Genomic DNA, 20,691 nt, shown 5'->3' with positions numbered 1-20,691 from the left:
GGCGTGGCTGATTGCGATCGGTGAAGATTGATTGAATTTCGCACCGCAATCTCATGCAATGACCGGACAACTCAGGACGACCGCACCAAAGACGTGTCGCACAGCATCCGGACAGGTCTTCGAGTTGTTCCTGTGTCAGTAGTAGGCTCGCGCCGCTTGTTGACGCACATGTGTGCCCCTGACCGACCGCACGGGGCCGATCTGGGGGAGGCCATGCGCTTTCGCGGGAAGTCCATCCGCCGGAAGATCGTGGCGCTGCTGCTGGTGCCGCTGCTGTCCCTGACGGCCATCTGGGCCTTCGCCTCGGTGATCACGGGACGCGCCGCCCTGGAGATGTTCGCGGCGGGCAAGGTCGTCGACGGCATCGGCTACCCCCTGGCCGAGACCGGGCGGGTCCTCCAGGAGGAGCGCCGCCAGACGCTCGTCTACCTCGCGGATCCCCGTGCCTCGGACGCCCAGTCCGCCCTGCGGGCCAAGCGCAGCGCCTCCGACGAGGCCATGAGCGAGATCAAGGAGAAGGCCCGCGACGCCGATCTCCGCGGCGAGATGGACGGCGACGCGCGCGCGAGCCTGGACGCCGCCGTGGAGGGCTTCGACGGCATCGAGTCACTGCGCCGCAACGTCGACGAGGGAACCGTCACCCGCGGCCAGGCCCTCACGTTCTACAACCGCCTCATCGAACCGACGCACGACTTCCTGCTGGGAATCGTCTCCTTCGACGACGCCAGTGTGGAACGCGAGGGACGCGCGGTCGTCGGCGTGGTCCAGGCCCGTGAACTGCTCGCGCGGGAGGACGCGTTGGTCGGCTCCGGGCTCGTCGCCCGCCGGCTCACCCAGGCCGAACTCCGCCAGGTCTCCGACCTGATCGCCCAGCGCGACCTCCTGTACGAGACCAACCTCGCCCTCCTTCCCGAAGACGAACGCTCCCGCTTCCAGCGGTACCTGCGAAGCGCCGACACCGCTCCGCTGCGCAACGCCGAGGAAGCCGTCGTGAAAGGCGAGCCCGGCACGCCGAAGGGCGTCACCGTCGAGAGCTGGGACAGGGCGTCCGGCCAGGTGCTGCACGACCTGAAGGGCCGCAACACCCAGGCCGCCGAGCACTACGAGGACGGGGCCCGTCCCGTCGCCGTCCAGGTCTTCGTCCGGGCCGGGATCGCCGGTGTACTGGGCCTGGTCGCGCTGCTCTTCTCCGTCTTCCTGTCGCTCCGCATCGGCCACGGGCTCGTCCGTGACCTGCGCCGCCTGCGCCTGGAGGCGCACGAGGCGTCCGGTGTGCGCCTTCCGAGCGTGATGCGCCGTCTCGCGGCGGGGGAGACGGTCGACGTGGAGACCGAGGCACCGCGCCTGTCGTACGACAAGGACGAGATCGGCCAGGTCGGTCAGGCCCTCAACACGCTGCAGCGGTCCGCCGTCGAAGCGGCCGTGAAACAGGCCGAACTGCGCCGCGGTGTCTCCGAGGTCTTCGTCAACCTCGCCCGCCGCAGCCAGGTACTGCTGCACAAGCAGCTCACCCTCCTCGACGCCATGGAGCGCAGGACCGAGGACACCGACGAACTCGCCGATCTCTTCCGCCTCGACCACCTGACCACCCGCATGCGCCGGCACGCCGAAGGCCTGGTGATCCTCTCCGGCGCCGCCCCGTCCCGGCAGTGGCGCAAGCCGGTCCAGCTGATGGACATCGTGCGCGCCGCCGTCGCCGAGGTGGAGGACTACGAGCGGATCGAGGTGCGCAGGCTGCCGCGGATCGCGGTGACCGGGCCCGCCGTCGCCGACCTCACCCACCTGGTGGCCGAACTCCTGGAGAACGCCACGGTGTTCTCGCCGCCGCACACCGCCGTGCAGGTGCTCGGCGAGAGCGTCGCCAACGGCTTCACCCTGGAGATCCACGACCGCGGCCTCGGCATGGCCGCCGACGCGCTGCTCGACGCCAACCTGAGGCTGGCCGAGACCCCCGAGTTCGAACTCTCCGACACCGACCGGCTCGGCCTGTTCGTGGTCAGCCGGCTCGCCCAGCGGCAGAACGTCCGCGTCTCGCTCCAGCCGTCGCCGTACGGCGGCACCACCGCGGTCGTCTTCATCCCGGACTCCCTCCTCACGGAGGCGACGGAGACCGAGGGCGCCGGGTTCCGCCTGGACCGGCCCGAGGCGGTCCGTCGCACACCGGCCGCCGGACGCGGCCGGAGCCTGACCGCCTCCGACGGCCTGCCGGGACTGCCGCCGTCCCTCCTCGACGGGCCGGTGGAGCTGGAGGCGCCGCTGGCCACCTCCGACCTGGCGCCGTTCCCCGGAGCCCTCGGCGACGACGACAGCGAGCGCGGCGACCTCTTCCGGCCCCGCCGCCCCGTGGCCGGCAGCCCCGGCGAACAGCACCAGCAGGCCGACGAGGCCGAGCGCGGTGGCGTCTTCGGCCGCCGCCGCGCCGGCGACGCAGACCACGACAGGCCCCCGGGCGGCGGTCTGGTGCCGCTGCCCCGCCGACGTACGCCCAAGCTGGTCAGCTCGCACGGCAGGCCCGTCACGCACACCCGGCCGGGGTCGGACGACCGTACGGACACGGGAGCCGGCGAACGGCACGACCGGGACGGCGCGGACCGGGCGCGGAACGCCGTGGCGCCCGCGACGCCGGCCGACCTGCCCAGGCGCCGCGTCCGCGCCACCGGGCCCGCCGCCCTCACACCGCCGCCCGCCGACCCCGGGCAGCCGGGCGCCTCCGCCGACCCCGGAGGCCTGCCCCGCCGCGTACGGCAGGCGAGCCTGGCGCCGCAGCTGAAGGACGGCCCGGACCGGCGCGGAGACCGGACCGCGAGCACGGCCGAGGCGCCCACCGCGGAACCCGCCGAGCGGGACGCCGAGGAGGTGCGCAGCCGGATGGCCTCGCTGCAGAGCGGCTGGCGACGCGGCCGCGAGGAGAACGCCTTGGACGACGGAACCGCCGCGAACGACGGATCAGCACCGCACGAGGGAACAGCCCCGCACGACGGAACCGCCACCCAGGACGGAACCGCCACGAGTGACCAGAACGCCGTGGGCGACGAGCGCGCCACAAGCGACGAGAGCGCCGACGGCACAGCACAGGGAACGACATCTGAGGGGGACGGTCGATGACCGCACCGAAGGCCAGCGCGCACACCACCCCGGGGGGTTCGGGTGAGCTGAACTGGCTTCTGGACGATCTGGTGGAACGCGTGGCCAGCATCCGCAAGGCGCTCGTACTGTCCGGGGACGGACTGCCGACCGGGGTCTCCCAGGACCTCACCCGCGAGGACAGCGAGCACCTCGCCGCCGTCGCCTCCGGCTTCCACAGCCTCGCCAAGGGAGTGGGCCGGCACTTCGACGCGGGCGGTGTCCGGCAGACGGTGGTCGAGCTCGACGACGCCTTCCTGTTCGTCACCGCGGCGGGCGACGGCAGCTGTCTCGCCGTCCTGTCGGACGCGGACTCCGATGTCGGTCTCGTGGCCTACGAGATGACCTTGTTGGTCAAGCGGGTCGGCGCGCATCTGGCGACGGCACCGCGCACGGATCCACCCGCCGGAGGGTAGTGGGTTGGCATGAGCGCAGACGGTCAGGGGACGCAAGGGACGCACCACTGGTTCGACGACGACGCCGGGCCCGTCGTGCGCCCGTACGCCATGACGCGCGGCCGTACCGCGAGTGCGGGGCAGCACCGTCTCGACCTGATCGCGGTCGTCGTCGCGCAGCACCGCGGCGGCGACCCGGTCGCCGACCAGACGCTGTCGCCCGAACACGTGGACATCGTCGAACTGTGCCGGGACAGCCCGCAGTCGGTGGCGGAGCTCGCCGCCGAGCTCGACCTGCCCGTCGGCGTCGTCCGCGTCCTGATAGGCGACCTCGTCGACGATGATCTGGTCCATGTGACCCGGCCGGTCCCACCGGCCGAACTGCCCGACGAGAGCATCCTGCGCGATGTGATCGACGGCCTCAGAGCCCTCTGATCGACAGCACATCCAGTGAGTCAGGAGAGACAACCCATGATCTTCGGGCGTTCCGAGCGCGGCAGGGCCCCCGTCGAGCCCGTCACGCTCAAGATCCTGGTGGCCGGCGGGTTCGGCGTGGGCAAGACGACCCTCGTCGGCGCGGTCAGCGAGATCCGGCCGCTGCGCACGGAGGAGCTGCTCAGCGAAGCGGGCCGCCCGCTCGACGACACCGAGGGCGTCGAGGGCAAGCACACCACCACCGTGGCCATGGACTTCGGCAGGATCACCGTCCGCGAGAACCTGGTCCTGTACCTCTTCGGCACACCGGGCCAGGACCGCTTCTGGTTCCTGTGGGACGAGCTCGCGACGGGCGCGCTGGGCGCCGTCGTCCTCGCCGACACCCGGCGGCTGGAGGACTGCTTCGCCGCCATCGACTACTTCGAGCGGCGTGACATCCCGTTCGTCGTCGGCGTCAACTGCTTCGAGGGCGCGGCCCGTTACCCGGTCGACACGGTGCGCGAGGCGCTGGACCTCGACCCGGCCGTCCCCGTGGTGCTGTGCGACGCGCGCGAGAAGGACTCCGTGAAGAACGTGCTCATCGGGGTGGTCGAGCACGCCGCGGCCGTCTCCGCCCGGCGCCGCGAGCCGGCCGTCACCTGAGCCGTCGCCTGAGCCGTCACGCGGCAGCACGCGCGCGGAGAAGCGTTTTTCGCCTCTGCGCGCGCGTGCCGCTCACCCCGTGATCGGGGGCCCTACACGCCGTCCTCGTGCCAGCCGAGGCTCTTCTCCACCGCCTTGTGCCAGTTGTGGTACTCGCGGTCCCTGGTCTGCGCGTCCATCGACGGCGTCCATTCGACGTCGCGCTGCCAGTGCGCCTTCAGCTCGTCCAGGTCGTTCCAGACACCCGTCGCGAGCCCGGCCGCGTAGGCGGCGCCCAGGCACGTCGTCTCCGACACCTTGGGGCGGATCACGGGCACGTCGAGCACGTCCGCCTGGTGCTGCATCAGCAGATTGTTCTTCGTCATGCCGCCGTCGACCTTCAGGGTCGTGATCCGCACCCCGGAGTCCTGGTACATGGCGTCGACGACCTCACGGGTCTGCCAGCTCGTCGCCTCCAGGACGGCCCGCGCGAGATGCCCCTTGGTGACGTACCTGGTCAGTCCCGTGACCACACCGCGCGCGTCGGAACGCCAGTACGGCGCGAACAGACCGGAGAACGCGGGCACGATGTACGCCCCGCCGTTGTCGTCGACGCTTGCGGCCAGCGTCTCGATCTCGTCGGCCGACTTGATGATGCCGAGCTGGTCGCGGAACCACTGGACGAGCGCCCCGGTGATCGCGATCGACCCTTCGAGGCAGTACACCGGCGCCTCGGAGCCGATCTTGTACCCCATGGTGGTGAGCAGCCCGTTCTTCGAGGGGACCGGCCGGTTGCCGGTGTTGAGCAGCAGGAAGCTGCCCGTGCCGTACGTGTTCTTCGCCGTGCCGGTGTCGTAGCAGGCCTGTCCGAACACGGCGGCCTGCTGGTCACCGAGCGCGGACGCGACGGGTACCCCGGACAGCTGCCCGACCGCCGTGCCGTACACCTCGGCCGACGAACGGATCTCCGGAAGGACCGCCTCGGGCACCCGCATCGCGGAGAGGATCGAGGCGTCCCACTGCAGGGTCTCCAGGTTCATCAGCATGGTGCGTCCGGCATTGGTCACGTCGGTGACGTGCACACCGCCGTCGGTGCCGCCGGTCAGGTTCCAGATCAGCCAGGAGTCGATCGTCCCGAAGGCGATGTCACCGCGTTCCGCGCGCGCCCGCAGCCCCGGCACGTTGTCGAGCAGCCAGGCCGCCTTGGGCCCGGAGAAGTAGCTCGCCAGCGGCAGACCGGTCTGCTCGCGGAACCGGTCCTGCCCGTCGGAGCCGCCCAGTTCGTTGCAGAGCGCCGAGGTCCGGGTGTCCTGCCACACGATGGCGTTGTGCACCGGCTTCCCGGTCGCGCGGTCCCAAAGAACCGTGGTCTCACGCTGGTTGGTGATGCCGAGGGCGCTGAGCCGGTCGGCGCGCAGACCCGCCTTGGCGAGCGCGCCGGCCACGACAGCCTGGACCTTGGACCAGATCTCGGTGGCGTCGTGCTCCACCCAGCCGGGCTTCGGGAAGATCTGACGGTGCTCGCGCTGGTCGACGGCGACGATCTCGCCGTCCTGGTTGAAGATGATGCAACGGCTCGACGTGGTGCCCTGATCGATCGCGGCTACGTACTTCACGGAAGTGTCGGGCATGGCTACCCCTTCGTGAGAAGACGGTCGTACGTGGGTCGGGAGTCGGAACGCCGTGGAACCTGGCCGGAACGATTCCGCGGCCGCGTTTCAGAACGCTGCGTTGTAGATGACCCCGGCCAGCGCGCCGCCGATCAGCGGACCGACGACCGGGACGAGGGCGTAACCCCAGTCGGACGTGCCCTTGTTGGGGATCGGCAGCAACTGGTGCACGATCCGCGGACCCAGGTCACGTGCGGGGTTGATGGCGTAGCCCGTCGGCCCGCCCAGCGACAGGCCGATGCCGACGACCAGCAGCGAGACGATCAGCACCGTCGTCCCCGACTCGCCCAGGCCCTTGCTGAGCCCGAACGCCAGGATGGGCAGCACCAGCGCGATCGTCGCGATGACCTCGGTGAGCAGGTTCGCGACCGGATTGCGGATCTCGGGGATCGTCGAGAAGATGCCGAGCGTCGGCAGCGGACCGTCGTCGGCCGCCGCGCCCTCGGCGGCGGAACCCGCGTTGGCGTTGAACTGCGCGAGATACACCAGGTACGCGAGGACGGCGCCCAGCATCGCGCCGACCATCTGGCCGCACAGATAGACCCAGACCTGGTCCCAGTCGCCGGTGTCGACGGCGATGCCGAGGGTGACGGCGGGATTGAGATGACCGCCGGACAGGGGCGCGGCCGTGTACGCGCCGGCCAGCACGCCGAACCCCCAGCCGAACGCGATGACGATCCAGCCCGAGGCTCTGGCCTTGGAGTGTTTCAGGGTGACGGCGGCGCAGACGCCCGCGCCGAACAGGATCAGAATGGCGGTGCCGATGACCTCACCGACGAAGATGTCTCCGTTGCTGTGCATAGCGGCTCCTAGCCCCTCGCCCGGGGCGGAGCGCCCCGGTCCTCCGCGCAGGGGGCGTTTCCCCTGGCTGGTTCTGGCTACTTCCGCCGAGTCCAGGGGAGATCCCGTGCCCTGCCCGGCGTCCGTGACGAGCGTGCCCGCACAGCCGGAACCGCGCGTGGGGGAGCGGCCCTGACCTGCCACGATCGGAGGTGGGCCGTCATGCGGCGATGCCGACTGACACCCGGAAGTGTTCACCGGCCGTACTGGAGCGTCAAGGTCGCCGACCGCACCGGTTGACCGGGGCCGGACACTCCGCGAACGCCTGCTGCCGAACGGCGTTCGGCGGCACGGCCATGACGTGCGCGAAGGGCCTCGCGCCGGTACGCCGCCCTAGAGCGACGGCACCACGGCGTTTCCGTCCGCCGCTCTCCCGCGCCGCACCACGTAGCCCGCACGGCCCGCCTGCCCGCACACCCAACTCGCCCCGCGCAGCGCCTTGGCGGCCCGCTTGAGCGGTGCCAGCGAGGCCGCCGCCCCGCGGTGGTCGGGCACGCTGCCGGGCGGGCACACCAGCGTGGCGAGCGACAGCGTCACCGCGCGGCCACCCGCCGACCACGGCGCGTCGAGCAGCGCGGCGGCGAGCGGGTCCAGCCGCTCCGGATCGGCCAGGACCAGGAAGTCGTCGCCTCCGATGTGTCCGACGCGCACGGCCTCCGACTCGGTACGCGCCAGCGCCCGGCCCACCGCGCGGATCAGCTCGTCCCCCGCGGCGAACCCCGCCCCGTCATTGACCTGTTTGAACCCGTCGATGTCCAGCCAGGTCAGGGCGAAGCCCCGGCCCTGCGCGAGCCGGCGGTCGACCTCGCCGGTGACCGCGTCCGAACCGGGCAGCCGGGTGAGCGGATTGAGACCGGCAGCCTCCTCCACCCGGCTCTCCGCGAGGGCCCGTACGAGGTCGGCGAGGCGCACGACGCCCACGCACCGCCCTTCGCCGTCGACCACGGCGACATCGTCGGCGGTGCGGCTGCGCTCGCCGTCCGCGACGACGTCCAGCACCTCCCAGGCGGTCGCCGCGATGCCCACGGTGCGCGGCGGGTCACCGAGACGCGCCGCGGGCCGGTCCGCGTAGAGGGCGTGCCCGTAGCGCGCGGACAGCGACAGCAGGAACCGGTCCCGCTGCACCGACCGCACGGGCACCCCGGCCGAGTCCACGAGCAGCACGCCCGAGACCTCCGGTGCCCCGGTCAGCAGCGTGCGCACCTGCTCCGCCGAGGCGCCCTGCGGCAGCAGCGCGGCGGGCCGTACGAACTCCCGCACCGACGGCCCGGCCGGTCTCGGCACCCCGGTCGCGGACGGCAGCCCGGGCAGATGGACATCCGATGTCGGCAGCCGTGACGGCGGCGCGAACAGATCCCCCTGCGCGAGCTGCGCCCCGGCGTCCCGGGCCGCGACGCACTGCGCCTGCGACTCCACTCCCTCGACGGCGAGCAGTGCCCCCGACTCCTCGCACAGGGTCCGCATCGCCCGCACCGACGCCGTACGCGTCAGCAGCGAGGCGTCCAGCTTGACCAGATCGGGCGCCAGGTCGTCGAGCAGCCGCAACGGCAGATCGCCGTCACCGACCCCGTCCGCACAGATCCGGAACCCGTCGTCCCGCAGCGCGGCGACCCCCTCCAGAAGCGCCCGGTGCGGTACGTGCGTGAACGGCGGCCCCACGTCGACGGTGACCTCCCACGGCAGCCGCCCCACCGCCCGCACCGTGTCCCGCAGCGCCGAGAGCCCGCCGAGGTCGGCGAGCGTGCCCGCGAACACGTTCACGTGCAGCGGCAGCAGCGTCTCCTTGCGGGCGGCGTCGCCGACCGCCAACGCGGCGAGCCGGCCGTCGAGTTCGGGCTCGCGCCGGGCCCGGGCCAGCACGTCGCCGTGCTCCGGACGTGCCAGTATCTCCAGCGCTGCCACGGTCCCCGTGGCCAGATTGACCACGGGCTGGAAGGCGAAGCGAAGACTGTCCGTCCAGGAGCGCACGGCAGCATGATGGTGCCCCCGGTGCACCTCCAGGCCCAGTTCACACGCTGTTCACGCAGCATTCCGAGGCGATCACACAGCGTGCGAACCCGCTGATCAAGGCAGCGATCAAGGCTGCTGGCCGGACCTGTCGGTCAACGCACCGCGACGACCGACGAACCGTGCCCGAAGAGCCCTTGGTTGGCCGTGATGCCGACCCGGGCTCCGGCCACCTGCCGGGCCCCGGCCGTGCCCCGCAACTGCCAGGTCAGCTCGCACACCTGGGCGATGGCCTGAGCCGGGACCGCCTCACCGAAGGACGCGAGCCCCCCGCTGACGTTCACGGGTATGCGTCCGCCGGGCGCCGTCGCCCCCTCGCGCAGCAGCTTCGCCGCCGCTCCTTCGGCGCACAGCCCCAGGTCCTCGTACCACTGCAACTCCAGGGCGGTGGACAGGTCGTAGACCTCGGCGAGCGACAGCTCATCGGGGCCGACTCCGGCCTCCTCGTAGGCCGCGTGGGCTATGGAGGACCGGAAGGAGGAGCCGTCGGGCTCGGCTCCCGCGGCCGAGTCCGTGGCGATGTCCGGCAGATCGAGCACCGTGTTCGGATACGTGGGTGTCACCGTCGACACCGCTCGGATCCGCACGGGGTCGGTGGCTCCGTGCCGTCGCGCGAACTCCATGCTGGACAGCACCAGCGACGCGCCGCCGTCCGACGTGGCGCAGATGTCCAGGAGCCGCAGCGGATCGGCGACGACGGCGGAGGCGGCCACCTCCTCGGCCGACACCGTCTTGCGGTAGCGGGCGTGCGGATTGAGCGCTCCGCAGGCCGCGTTCTTCACCTTGACCTGGGCGAAGTCCTCCAGGGTGTCCCCGTGCTCGGCCATCCGCCGGCGCGCGTACAGACCGAAGTACGTCGGATTGGTGGCGCCGAGCACGCGGAACCGCAGCCAGTCGGGATCGTCCGGTCGATCGCCTCCGGCAGGCCGGAAGAAGCCCTTGGGCGCGGCATCGGCGCCGACGACGAGCACGACGTCCGCGAGCCCCGCGAGGATCTGCGCCCGCGCCGTGGCGATGGCCTGCGCCCCCGAAGCGCACGCCGCGTAGACACTGGTCACGCGGGCGCCCTGCCAGCCCAGGGCCTTCGCGAACGTCGCTCCCGCCACATACCCGGGATACCCGCCGCGCACGGTGTCGGCGCCGACCACCGACTGCACGTCCCGCCAGCCGACCCCCGCGTCCGCGAGCGCGGACCGGGCCGCGGCCGTCCCGTACTCGACGAAACTGCGTCCCCATTTGCCCCACGGGTGCATGCCCGCGCCGAGCACCGCCACGTCCCCCGTCATGCCGTCACCCCCGTCGGCCGCCAGTGCCATGTCGTCCAGGCCGTACCGCTCGCCTCGTTCCCGTCCTCGCTGAGCAGCCCCGGAACGACCTCCACCTCCATGCCGATCTCCAGATCGGCCACGGACACCCCGGGAACCCCCTGCCCGAGCACCACCAATCGCTCAGCGGCCAGCTCCACAGCGATCAACGTGTAGGGCTCCCAGGGAAGTTCCCGGTCCGAGACGTACGGCTCCGGGGGCCGGTAGCGCGCGTCGGTGTACGACCAGATCCGCCCGCGCCGGGACAGCGGTACCTCGACCAGATCGCCGCCCGTGCAGCCGGGATTGCGGCAGGCCCCGTCCTCCCGCGGGAAGAACACGGACGCGCAGGCCGAGCAGCGCGTCCCCAACAGGCGGAAGTCCTCACCCTCACCGGTGAACCAACCGGCCACGACCGGTGTGCGCGTACGCGTCACGAACCCTCCCGACACCGAATCTGACGGAACGTCAGAAGTGTGCCACGGGCAACCGCCCGCCGTCAGGGGTCCCGCGGAACCGCGTGCGCCTCAGTGCCCGGTCAGGGACCTCCGTGAGACGGGGAAGTCGAAGTACGTGTCCGGGAACAGCTCGGGCTTGTAGGTGAAGTGCCACCACTCCTCCGGCAGGTTGACGAACCCCTGGTCCGAGAGCGCGCCGCGCAGCAGGTCCCGATGGGTCCGCTGAACACCCTGGACGCGGGGATCGTCGGTGTGGGCCAGGGTGTCGAAGCAGTCGAACCCCGTCCCCATGTCCACGGAGTTGTCGGGGAAGCGCTCCTTCTGCGGCCCGTAACAGGCCTTGAGCGGCTCACCCGGCAGATATGGACGTGTGGGTCGCACCGGCAGCCTCACGACCGTCAGATCGACCGTGGAGCCGCGACTGTGGCCGGACTTCTCGGCGATGTACCCGTCGGCGAACAGCCGCGTCTTGTCCACCTGCGGGTAGAACTCCGCCTTCATCTTCTGGTCGTCGAGGTCCTTGGCCCACCGCACGAAGTGATCGACGGCCCGCTGCGGCCGGTAGCAGTCGTAGACCTTCAGGGAGTAGCCCTGCTTCAGCAGCCCGGTCTGCGCCTTGTGGAGCGCCTTGGCGGCCGGTCTCGTCAGGATGCACATCGGCTTCTTGTAGCCGTCGACCGGCTCACCCACGAAGTTGTGCGCAGTGAAGTAGCGGATCTCCTGGACGATCGTGGGATCGACGTCGGCGAGCGCCACGAACTCCTCGGGCGCCTTGGGATCGGGAGTCGCCCGGGCGGCCGACGGGGCGGCGGCCGTACCGAGCAGCGCGGCGGCCGTGAGGACAGCGAGTCTCCGCAGAGCGGCGGCAGTTCGAGTCATGGCCCTGCGTCTATCAGGCGAGGGGCCCGCGGGGGAAGACCGGACCCCGAAGATCGGATACAGTCCGCGCCGTGTCCGCATCAACCCACTCCACGGCCAACCCCGTCCCGAATTCGCACTGTTCGAGCTGCGGGGCCGCCTACGGGACCGACGTACGCGGCTGGCCGCGCACCTGCCCCGCCTGCCACTCCGTCGCCTATCGCAACCCGCTGCCCGTGGCGATCGCCCTGCAGCCCGTGTACGACACGACGGGCACCGCCCTCGTCGTGATCACCCGCACCATCGCGCCCGCGCGCGGCGAGGTCGCGCTGCCCGGCGGCTTCGTCGACGACCGGGAGGACTGGCGCCAGGCCGTCGTCCGGGAACTGAGGGAAGAGACCGGCATCGACACGGCGACCCGCGACGTACGACTCGCGGACGCCATGAGCGCCCCGGACGGCCACCTCCTCCTCTTCGGCGTGCTGCCGGAACGCCCCGCGGCCCAGCTGCCGACGAGCGCCCCCACCGACGAGACCGACGGCTGGCACCTGCTGCGCCGCCCCGCCGAACTCGCCTTCCCCCTGCACACGGTGGCGGTCCGTGCCTGGTTCGAAGGCCGCTACATGTAACCCGCACAGCGCGTCACAGGCCCCGCACCCGCACCGGATGCGGGGGCCGCCCACCGTCCTCGCCGTCGGCCTCGACGACGACCCGGTCCCCGCTGCGGTGCACCCGGTAGCGCTCGATCTCCGGCTCCTCCGGGCCGTCCCCGGCCTCCACGGCGACGTAACCACCGCCCGTGCGCCCCGGCGCAGGAGCCCAGACATCCAGCGCGATGCCCCCGTCCCCGGCACGCACCGGAACCACAGCGCCCGCGCGCGCGAGAACAGGAATCCGCGCGAGCGGGGCACTCACCGTCACCCGCCCCGGCCCCTCGAACGCCTCGCCGGTCACCGTGTCGTACCACCGCCCCCGCGGCAGAAGCACCTCCCTGCTCCTGACCCCGGGCTCCCACACCGGAGCGACCAGCAGGGAGTCACCCAACAGGAAGGCGTCCTCACAGTCGCGCAACGCCCGGTCCTCGGGCGCCGCCCACCACAAAGGACGCACATACGGCGTACCCGTACGCCGGGCGAAGTGAGCGAGCGTCATGAAGTAGGGCAGCAGGCGCCGACGCTCGTCCAGGGCCACGCGCGCGTGGCCGAGCACGTCGTCGCCGAACCTCCACGGTTCGCGCCGGCCCCCGCGCAGCGCCGAATGGGTGCGGAAGAGCGGCAGATAGGCGCCGAGCTGGAACCAGCGCAGGAACAGCTCGGGCGACGGCTCACCCTCCGATCCGCCCACATCCGCTCCCGCGTAAGGCACCCCGCACAGACCGAGCCCCACCACCAGCGACAGCGAGGCCCGCAGACCGGGCCAGCCGGTCGCGACACCACCGGACCAGCTTCCTCCGTAGCGCTGCATCCCGGCCCAGCCCGAACGCGAGCACAGGAAGGGCCGCTCCTGCGGCTGCAGTTCACGCAGCCCTTCGTAGCCCGCCCGCGCCATGCACAACCCGTACACGTTGTGCACCTCGCGATGGTCGGCCCCGCGGCCGTCGAGATCGTGCCGGGCCGACAGCGGCAGCGAACGGTCGCCGAGCCCGGCGAACGACAGCGGCTCGCTCACGTCGTGCATGAACCCCGAGGAACCCTGGGCGAGACGCGCCTCGTACAGCCCGCCCCACCACTTCCGCACCCGCTCCGCGGTGAAATCCGGGTACACCGATTCACCGCCGTGAACGACCCCCCGCACCGCTCTGCCCGCCGGGTCGCGCACGAAGGCGTCGATCGCACGCCCCCCGTCGTAGACCGCGTCGCCGCGCTCCGGACCGACGCCGGGTTCGACGACGGACACCAGACGCACCCCGTCGGCGCGCAACGCGTCCGCCAGCCGACGCAAAGAACCGGGCGGGTCACCGGGAAGCCCAGGACCCCGCCGCGCCCTGTGGTGATCGACGTCCAGATGCACCGCGTCCAGGGGCAACCCGCGCTCCTGGTATCCGGCCACCACACGGCGCACCTCCCGCTCGGTCCCGGCCCCGTCACCGGAGCCGCGGACGGCGTGCTGATGGCCCAGCGCCCAGGACGGCGGTACCACCGCGCCGCCGGTCAGCTGCGTCCACCCCCGCACCACACGCGACGGCGTGCCCACCAGGGCCCAGCACCGCAGCGGACCGCCCCGCATCCGCAGCTCGCAGGACCCGACGCTGTCGTGCCCCGACCCGTCACCCTCGCGCCCCTCGCGAAGGGCGACCGTGCCGTCCCACGTCGTGTCGTGGAACACCAGGTGCGTGCCCGCGTCGGCGACCACCATCTGCACCGGCATGGTGATGGACAGCGGATCGTCCGCCGCCCCGAACGCACCGGGCGGAGCGGTGTTCCACATCCGGTACGTGCCCTCCCGCAGCCGCGGCCCCGAAGGACGGCCGCCGAGACCGAAGAACCGCGCGTCCGCGGCGACCTCCGCCCGCTGCGCCCAGCGCGCCTCGCCACCACCCTCCGGCTCCCACCAGCGCGGCGGCAGCTCCCGGCGCAGCAGCACGCCGCCCGGCGTGCACAGCTCGATCGTGCCATGCCGGGACACCGTCACGGTCGCCCGCTCGGCGACCACCCGCCAACCGCCGTCCTTGTCCGGCTCCAGCGTCACCCGGGCGTCCGGCTCCGGACACACCCCCGCCAGCGCGTACGAGGGCTCCGGATCGGCGCCGTCCCACCCCCAGAAGACCGCACCGTTCACCGTCACCAGGATCCGCAGCTCGGAGCGGGCGAAACGCACCCGGCCGCCACCGGGGGCCGGGTCCACCCCGGCCAGGCTCCCCGGTACCCGAGCCCGCGCGGGCCCCTGCTGCGGCAGCCCCGCCGAGTCCGCTCTGCGATGCCGCCACGAGGCCCGCACCGCCCGAAGCCCCTGGGCGGCACCCACCTGAGAGACCGCCTTCACCGAGCGCACCAGGTCACGACCGTTCATGCTGCTCACCCTGCCACTGCCCGCCACGCGCGGGTGCCGCGTTCAACTTCCGTTCACCGGTGGTGCAGACACATCTTCGCGACGCGGACTATGTGGGGGACGCCCTGGTGCCGAAGTCGATCACGTGGCATCGTCCCTGTCAGCCGCGTCACGCGCACACCCCAGCCCGTGCGCGCCAAGAACGCTCACGCCGCGTACTTCCGGGAGCCGCCCCATGGACACTGCGAACCCCACGCCGCTCTGGCAGCCCGATCGGGAACAGATCGCCGACGCGCAGATCACCCGATTCCAGGCCTGGGCGGCCGACCGGTACGGAGCCCCCGCCGACGGCGGCTACGAGGCACTGCACCGCTGGTCGGTGACCGAACTCGAAACATTCTGGAAAGCCGTCACCGACTGGTTCGACGTGCGCTTCACCCACCCCTACGCGCGCGTGCTCGGCAACCGCTCCATGCCGGGCGCCGAATGGTTCCCCGGCGCCACCCTCAACTACGCCGAACACGCCCTGCGCGCGGCGGAGGACCCCGCCCGTGCGGACACCCCCGCCATCCTCCACGTCGACGAGACGCAGGAACCCCGCCCCGTCACCTGGACGGAGCTGCGCCGCCAGGTCGGCTCGCTGGCAGCGGAACTCCGCACCCTCGGCGTCCGCCCCGGCGACCGCGTCAGCGGCTACCTCCCCAACATCCCCGAGGCGGTGGTCGCCCTGCTCGCCACCGCGGCCGTCGGCGCCGTCTGGACCTCCTGCGCGCCCGACTTCGGCGCCCGCAGCGTCCTGGACCGCTTCCAGCAGGTCGAACCCGTCGTCCTGTTCACCGTCGACGGCTACCGCTACGGCGGCAAGGAACACGACCGGCGCGACACCGTCGCCGAACTCCGCTCGGAACTGCCCTCCCTGCGCGCGGTGGTGCACATCCCCCTGCTCGGCACCGAGGCCCCCGAGGACGCTCTCGAATGGGCCGCCCTCACCTCCGGCGACGTGGCACCCGTCTTCACCTCCGTCCCGTTCGACCATCCCCTGTGGGTGCTGTACTCCTCGGGCACGACCGGCCTGCCGAAGGCCATCGTCCAGTCGCAGGGCGGCATCCTCGTCGAGCACCTCAAGCAGCTCGGACTCCACTGCGACCTCGGCCCCGACGACCGGTTCTTCTGGTACACGTCCACGGGCTGGATGATGTGGAACTTCCTCGTGTCCGGACTGCTCACCGGCACCACGATCGTCACCTACGACGGCAGCCCCGGTCACCCCGCGACGGACGCCCAGTGGGCGATCGCGGAACGCACCGGAGCGACCCTCTTCGGCACCTCCGCCGCCTACGTCATGGCCTGCCGCAAAGCCGGCGTACACCCTGCGCGCGACCACGACCTGTCCCGCGTCACCTGCGTGGCGACCACCGGCTCGCCCCTCCCGCCGGACGGCTTCCGCTGGCTCCACGACGAGGTCCGCGACGACCTCTGGATCGCGTCGGTCAGCGGCGGAACCGATGTCTGCTCCTGCTTCGCCGGAGCCGTCGCCACCCTCCCCGTCCACATCGGCGAACTCCAGGCCCCCGCCCTCGGCACGGACCTCCAGGCATGGGACCCCCAGGGCAACCCCCTCATCGACGAGGTCGGCGAGCTCGTCGTCACCAACCCCATGCCGTCCATGCCGATCCGCTTCTGGAACGACCCCGACGGCAGCCGCTACCACGACAGCTACTTCGACACCTATCCCGGCGTCTGGCGCCACGGAGACTGGATCACCCTCACCTCACGCGGCTCCGTCGTCATCCACGGACGCTCCGACTCCACCCTCAACCGGCAGGGCGTCCGAATGGGATCGGCCGACATCTACGAGGTCGTGGAGCGGCTCCCCGAGATCCGCGAGTCCCTCGTCATCGGCCTGGAACAACCCGACGGCGGCTACTGGATGCCCCTCTTCGTGCACCTCGTGCCCGGCGCGGTCCTCGACGACGACCTCCGCTCCCGCATCAAGCAGGCCATCCGCGAACAGCTCTCGCCCCGCCACGTCCCCGACGAGATCATCGAAGCACCCGGCGTCCCCCACACCCTCACCGGCAAGCGCATCGAGGTACCGGTCAAGCGCCTCCTCCAGGGCACCCCCCTGGACAAGGCGGTGAACCCGGGCTCCATCGACAACCTCGACCTGCTCACGTTCTACGAGGACATCGCCCGCAAGCGCGCCTGAGCACCGCCGGGCCCGGGCCGTTGTCAGTGGCCACGATTACTCTGAGTGAGCATTGATCGAGCACGCTCAGGGGGAATCATGGCGCACACACACGGCCCGACCACCGCTTCGCGGCACATCCTGCGCCGCGAGGTGGCCGGAACCATCGGTCTGCTGGCGGACGAGCAGGACTTCACGGCGATGCGGCGCTACCGCAGCTTCACCTTCGAGGACCACCGGACATATCTGCGGCAGGTGGAAGGACTGCTCAAATCCCTTGCCGCGTCCGGCAGCCACACCAGCGTCGCGCTCTTCGACCCCGACGAGTACGCGGAGTTCTGCGCGGAGACCGGCCTGGAACCGGACACCGCCACGAGCCGCGGCCGATTCACCGCGGAGCTCGCCTCGATCGGGCCGGCCCTCCCGTACGAGGGACAGCCACTGGCCGATCTCGTCCCCGACCTCGTCGAGGCGGCGGTCCGCCAGGCGACGTGGACCTACGCCTCCTCCGTCCTCGCCCGCCTGGGCCCCTGCGCGGTCTGTCACCAGGACATCGGCAGGATCGCCTTCGCCCGGGCCTCCTACCTGGTCGCCCGCGTGCTCGACACGATCGGCGAGGGCATCCACCACCTGGTGTGCAGCGCCTCCACGGGCCGAGAGCCGCTCCAAGCGGTGCTCCACGTGGATGCCGACACTTCCGACACCATCAAGCTGGACGAGACCGCGGCCATGGAGCTGACCACCGTGCTCGCCCTCGCCCTCGCCACCGGCAGCGCCTGCGCCCTCGTCCTGCGCACCAGCAGGACGGGGGAGCGGGACCAGGTGTACGGCTGGCAGGTGAAGGAGGAGAGCCTGCGCACCCTCACGGCGGCACAGGTCTTCGACGCCTACTGCATCGACGCCTACTCGGGAGACGTGCTGGCACCCGAGCCCGACGTCGACTACTGCTCCGCGCCGGAGGTGGCAACCACCGGCCCCGAGGGCAGGCACCTGCACTGACCGGGCAGGACAGCGCGAAGGGCGCCCCACCACAGGTGGAGCGCCCTTCGAGAAGAGACAGACCGACGCCTGCCTCCTCGCCTACTCGCCGGAGAGCACGGCCTGAGCGGCGTTGCGGGCCTCGTCGGCGGAGTCCGCGGCACGCGCCGCGGCCGCCGCACGCTCGCACTGGGCCAGCGTGTACTTGCCGAGCGTCGCACGCACGTAAGGAATCGACGCGGCACCCATGGACAGGGAGGTGACACCGAGACCGGTCAGCACACAGGCCAGCAGCGGATCGGACGCGGCCTCACCGCACACGCCACAGCTCTTGCCCTCGGCCTTGGCGGCCTCGGCGGAGAGCGCGACCAGGTCGAGCAGCGCGGGCTGCCACGGGTCCTGCAGTCGCGACACGGCACCGACCTGACGGTCGGCGGCGAACGTGTACTGCGCGAGGTCGTTGGTGCCCAGCGACAGGAACTCGACCTCCTGCAGCACCGAACGGGCCCGGAGCGCGGCGGACGGGATCTCCACCATCGCGCCGAACTTGGCCCGCAGCCCGGCCTCGCGGCAGGCGTCGGCGAACGCCTTGGCGTCGGCACGGTCGGCCACCATCGGCGCCATGACCTCGAGGTAGACCGGCAGCCCCTCGGAGGCCTTCGCCAGCGCGGTCAGCTGCGTGCGCAGCACCTCGGGGTGGTCGAGCAGCGTCCGAAGACCGCGCACGCCCAGCGCCGGGTTGGGCTCGTCGGAGGGCGTCAGGAAGTCCAACGGCTTGTCGGCACCGGCGTCCAGCACCCGCACCACGACACGGCCCTCGGGGAACGCCTCGAGGACCTTGCGGTACGCCTCGACCTGCTTCTCCTCGGACGGAGCGTGCGTGCTGTCGTCGAGGAACAGGAACTCGGTGCGGAAGAGACCGACACCTTCGGCACCCGCTTCAAGGGCCGCCGGCACGTCCGCCGGTCCGCCGATGTTCGCGAGCAGCGGCACCTTGTGACCGTCCGAGGTGGCACCCGGACCGCTCGAAGCCGCCAGCGCCGCCTTGCGCTCGGCGGCCGCGGCCTCGAGGGAGGCCCGCTTCTCGGCGCTCGGGTCGACGAAGATCTCGCCCGTGCTTCCGTCCACGGCGACGACGGTGCCTTCGGCAAGCTCACCGGCACCGGGCAGCGCGACGATGGCGGGCACTCCGAGCGCACGCGCGAGGATGGCGCTGTGGCTGGTCGGTCCGCCCTCCTCCGTGACGAAGCCGAGCACGAGCGCGGGGTCCAGCAGCGCGGTGTCCGCAGGCGCCAGGTCCCGGGCGATGAGGACGTACGGCTTGTCGCTGTCCGGGACGCCCGGCATCGGCACACCGAGCAGCCGCGCGACGATGCGGTTCCGCACGTCGTCGAGGTCGGCCACACGACCGGCCATGTACTCACCGGCACCGGCCAGCAGCTCGCGATAGTGCGAGAAGGCGTCGTAGATCCCGCGCTCGGCCGTGCTGCCGACCGCGATACGACGGTCGACGTCGGCGATCAGCTCGGGGTCCTGAGCGATCATGGCCTGGGCCTCGAGCACGGCCTGTGCCTCGCCGCCGGCCAGATTGCCGCGCGCAATCAGGTCGGCCGCGACAGCTTCGACGGCCTGGCGGGCGCGCCCCTGCTCGCGCTCCGCCTCGTCCGCCGCAATCTGCTTGGCCGGCGGTTCGAGCACCGCCGTCCCCATGTGCCGAACCTCGCCGATCGCCACACCGTGGCTCACGCCGACGCCTCGCAGCGTTGTCTCCATCTCACCCGTCTCCGATAGTGCGGCGGCCGTGCCGCCGCGATGGTTGTCCTGCCGGCCGTCAGTGACGGCGCACTGTTACTTCCAGCCGAACAGTGCTGCGCCCGCCGTGAGGTCGCCGGACTCGACGACGTCGGAGAGCGACTCGGCGGTGGCCTCGAGCGCGACGACGGGGCAGACCGGCGACTTGCCCGCGGCCTCGACGGCGGCGGGGTCCCAGCGCACCACGGCCTGGCCGCGCGTCACGGTGTCCCCCTTGTTGACGAGCAGCTCGAAGCCCTCGCCGTTGAGCTGCACGGTGTCGATGCCCAGGTGCGTCAGCACGCCGTGCCCCTCTTCGTCCACGACGACGAAGGCGTGCGGGTGCAGGGACACGACGATGCCGTTGACGGGAGCGACGGCCTCGGAGGGCTCGCGCACGGGGTCGATGGCGGTGCCGGGTCCGACCATCGCACCGGAGAAGACCGGGTCAGGAACGGCGGAGAGCCCAATGGCGCGTCCTGCAAGCGGGGACGTCACATCGGTCATGGCAAGCCTCCCAGGGGGTGGAGATCGATGGTCGCCGTCACTGCCTGTCCTGGACGACGTACCGTTTCGAAGCGTAAGTCATAAAAAGTCCCGGTTCCGCACGAGAGGTACCGGTTGGCTGATGTAGAGGCACCCCGCAAACGATTTGCACCGCGCGCGGCGCCCCATGTACTGTCGTACCTCCGCCTGGGAGCACGAGGTGCCAACGAGTACCCGACTCCTGCGGCCTCTAAGAGTCGAACCCTACATGTGGTCTAGACCTGTGCGTGCATGGGTGTGGTCCGAGGGGCGAAAAAAGACTGCTAGAGTTACGGCCGCCGGAAGGGAAAGCGCGAAAGCGAATTCCTGGAAAGCGAAGCAAGACCCCGAGGAAATCGGCCGGTGAAACGGTCTGATAGAGTCGGAAACGCAAAATACCGAAGGGAAGCGCCCAGAGGAAAGCCCGAGAGGGTGAGTACAAAGGAAGCGTCCGTTCCTTGAGAACTCAACAGCGTGCCAAAAATCAACGCCAGATATGTTGATACCCCG

General features: G+C 71.4%; 16 protein-coding genes. 7 read left to right on the top strand and 9 right to left on the bottom strand.

The window, feature by feature from the left end; genetic code table 11:
• Positions 1 to 213 precede the first annotated feature (213 nt).
• From ABT127_RS36960 to ABT127_RS36945, 4 genes are read left to right on the top strand one after another with little or no spacing between them, the layout of a single operon-like run.
• A complete protein-coding gene (locus ABT127_RS36960; RefSeq protein ID WP_351460201.1) occupies positions 214 to 3,105 on the top strand; it encodes a nitrate- and nitrite sensing domain-containing protein in 2,892 nt (963 codons plus the stop codon).
• Positions 3,102 to 3,539, top strand: a complete 438-nt coding sequence (locus tag ABT127_RS36955; protein WP_351460199.1) for a roadblock/LC7 domain-containing protein — start codon at positions 3,102 to 3,104, stop codon at positions 3,537 to 3,539. Before ABT127_RS36960 ends, ABT127_RS36955 begins: the two co-directional genes overlap by 4 nt.
• 9 nt (positions 3,540 to 3,548) lie before the next feature.
• Positions 3,549 to 3,953 carry a DUF742 domain-containing protein gene (locus tag ABT127_RS36950; RefSeq protein WP_351460196.1) on the top strand — a complete coding sequence of 135 codons (405 nt, stop codon included), beginning with the start codon at positions 3,549 to 3,551 and terminating at the stop codon, positions 3,951 to 3,953.
• Positions 3,954 to 3,989: 36 nt separating this feature from the next.
• Positions 3,990 to 4,595: a GTP-binding protein gene (locus ABT127_RS36945; protein ID WP_351460193.1), complete on the top strand. Its 606-nt coding sequence runs from the start codon at positions 3,990 to 3,992 to the stop codon at positions 4,593 to 4,595.
• Positions 4,596 to 4,687: 92 nt separating this feature from the next.
• Here ABT127_RS36945 and glpK read toward each other — a convergent pair whose 3' ends face one another.
• From glpK to ABT127_RS36915, 6 genes are all read right to left on the bottom strand, one after another.
• Complete coding sequence (gene glpK / locus ABT127_RS36940) at positions 4,688 to 6,205, bottom strand: glycerol kinase GlpK (RefSeq protein WP_351460190.1); 1,518 nt, start codon at positions 6,203 to 6,205, stop codon at positions 4,688 to 4,690.
• Between the two features lie 87 nt (positions 6,206 to 6,292).
• The gene (locus tag ABT127_RS36935; RefSeq protein WP_351460187.1) at positions 6,293 to 7,045 is read right to left on the bottom strand and encodes an MIP/aquaporin family protein; all 753 of its coding nucleotides are present in this window, start codon (positions 7,043 to 7,045) and stop codon (positions 6,293 to 6,295) included.
• A gap of 372 nt (positions 7,046 to 7,417) precedes the next feature.
• The gene (locus ABT127_RS36930) at positions 7,418 to 9,052 is read right to left on the bottom strand and encodes an EAL domain-containing protein (RefSeq protein WP_351460185.1); all 1,635 of its coding nucleotides are present in this window, start codon (positions 9,050 to 9,052) and stop codon (positions 7,418 to 7,420) included.
• A gap of 134 nt (positions 9,053 to 9,186) precedes the next feature.
• Complete coding sequence (locus tag ABT127_RS36925) at positions 9,187 to 10,377, bottom strand: lipid-transfer protein (protein WP_351460183.1); 1,191 nt, start codon at positions 10,375 to 10,377, stop codon at positions 9,187 to 9,189.
• Entirely contained in the window at positions 10,374 to 10,832 is a 459-nt protein-coding gene (locus ABT127_RS36920) for a Zn-ribbon domain-containing OB-fold protein (RefSeq protein WP_351460180.1), read from the bottom strand. Before ABT127_RS36920 ends, ABT127_RS36925 begins: the two co-directional genes overlap by 4 nt.
• A 90-nt stretch (positions 10,833 to 10,922) precedes the next feature.
• On the bottom strand, positions 10,923 to 11,732 hold the full coding sequence (locus ABT127_RS36915; RefSeq protein ID WP_351460177.1) for a M15 family metallopeptidase: 810 nt from the start codon (positions 11,730 to 11,732) through the stop codon (positions 10,923 to 10,925).
• 71 nt (positions 11,733 to 11,803) lie between these two features.
• Between ABT127_RS36915 and ABT127_RS36910 the strand changes: the two genes are divergently transcribed.
• Positions 11,804 to 12,340, top strand: coding sequence for an NUDIX domain-containing protein (locus ABT127_RS36910; protein ID WP_351460174.1), 537 nt, complete (start codon positions 11,804 to 11,806; stop codon positions 12,338 to 12,340).
• A 13-nt stretch (positions 12,341 to 12,353) separates the two neighbouring features.
• On the opposite strand, the gene ABT127_RS36905 is transcribed toward ABT127_RS36910, so the two are convergent.
• On the bottom strand, positions 12,354 to 14,720 hold the full coding sequence (locus ABT127_RS36905) for a glycoside hydrolase family 31 protein (RefSeq protein ID WP_351460172.1): 2,367 nt from the start codon (positions 14,718 to 14,720) through the stop codon (positions 12,354 to 12,356).
• 214 nt (positions 14,721 to 14,934) lie between these two features.
• Here ABT127_RS36905 and ABT127_RS36900 point away from each other — a divergent pair, with 214 nt between their 5' ends.
• On the top strand, positions 14,935 to 16,908 hold the full coding sequence (locus ABT127_RS36900) for an acetoacetate--CoA ligase (protein ID WP_351460170.1): 1,974 nt from the start codon (positions 14,935 to 14,937) through the stop codon (positions 16,906 to 16,908).
• A gap of 78 nt (positions 16,909 to 16,986) precedes the next feature.
• The gene (locus ABT127_RS36895) at positions 16,987 to 17,886 is read left to right on the top strand and encodes a DUF8829 domain-containing protein (protein ID WP_351460167.1); all 900 of its coding nucleotides are present in this window, start codon (positions 16,987 to 16,989) and stop codon (positions 17,884 to 17,886) included.
• Positions 17,887 to 17,967: 81 nt separating this feature from the next.
• On the opposite strand, the gene ptsP is transcribed toward ABT127_RS36895, so the two are convergent.
• Complete coding sequence (gene ptsP, locus ABT127_RS36890; protein WP_351460164.1) at positions 17,968 to 19,638, bottom strand: phosphoenolpyruvate--protein phosphotransferase; 1,671 nt, start codon at positions 19,636 to 19,638, stop codon at positions 17,968 to 17,970.
• Positions 19,639 to 19,713: 75 nt separating this feature from the next.
• Positions 19,714 to 20,163, bottom strand: coding sequence for a PTS sugar transporter subunit IIA (locus ABT127_RS36885; RefSeq protein WP_111665561.1), 450 nt, complete (start codon positions 20,161 to 20,163; stop codon positions 19,714 to 19,716).
• Positions 20,164 to 20,691 lie beyond the last annotated feature (528 nt).

This window comes from Streptomyces sp. NPDC001904 (assembly GCF_040297005.1).
Classification (GTDB): Bacteria; Actinomycetota; Actinomycetes; order Streptomycetales; family Streptomycetaceae; genus Streptomyces.
Note: the sequence above shows the minus strand (reverse complement) of the source record. Positions and strands in the feature narration are given on the sequence as shown.

Bases quoted from the DNA above. Each gene is read 5' to 3' on its own strand.
- ABT127_RS36900 (WP_351460170.1), top strand. From the start codon at position 14,935: ATGGACACTGCGAACCCCACGCCGCTCTGGCAGCCCGATCGGGAACAG.
- ptsP (WP_351460164.1), bottom strand. From the start codon at position 19,638: ATGGAGACAACGCTGCGAGGCGTCGGCGTGAGCCACGGTGTGGCGATC.
- ABT127_RS36960 (WP_351460201.1), top strand. From the start codon at position 214: ATGCGCTTTCGCGGGAAGTCCATCCGCCGGAAGATCGTGGCGCTGCTG.
- ABT127_RS36885 (WP_111665561.1), bottom strand. From the start codon at position 20,163: ATGACCGATGTGACGTCCCCGCTTGCAGGACGCGCCATTGGGCTCTCC.
- ABT127_RS36915 (WP_351460177.1), bottom strand. From the start codon at position 11,732: ATGACTCGAACTGCCGCCGCTCTGCGGAGACTCGCTGTCCTCACGGCC.
- ABT127_RS36950 (WP_351460196.1), top strand. From the start codon at position 3,549: ATGAGCGCAGACGGTCAGGGGACGCAAGGGACGCACCACTGGTTCGAC.
- ABT127_RS36945 (WP_351460193.1), top strand. From the start codon at position 3,990: ATGATCTTCGGGCGTTCCGAGCGCGGCAGGGCCCCCGTCGAGCCCGTC.
- glpK (WP_351460190.1), bottom strand. From the start codon at position 6,205: ATGCCCGACACTTCCGTGAAGTACGTAGCCGCGATCGATCAGGGCACC.
- ABT127_RS36935 (WP_351460187.1), bottom strand. From the start codon at position 7,045: ATGCACAGCAACGGAGACATCTTCGTCGGTGAGGTCATCGGCACCGCC.
- ABT127_RS36895 (WP_351460167.1), top strand. From the start codon at position 16,987: ATGGCGCACACACACGGCCCGACCACCGCTTCGCGGCACATCCTGCGC.
- ABT127_RS36925 (WP_351460183.1), bottom strand. From the start codon at position 10,377: ATGACGGGGGACGTGGCGGTGCTCGGCGCGGGCATGCACCCGTGGGGC.
- ABT127_RS36955 (WP_351460199.1), top strand. From the start codon at position 3,102: ATGACCGCACCGAAGGCCAGCGCGCACACCACCCCGGGGGGTTCGGGT.
- ABT127_RS36905 (WP_351460172.1), bottom strand. From the start codon at position 14,720: ATGAACGGTCGTGACCTGGTGCGCTCGGTGAAGGCGGTCTCTCAGGTG.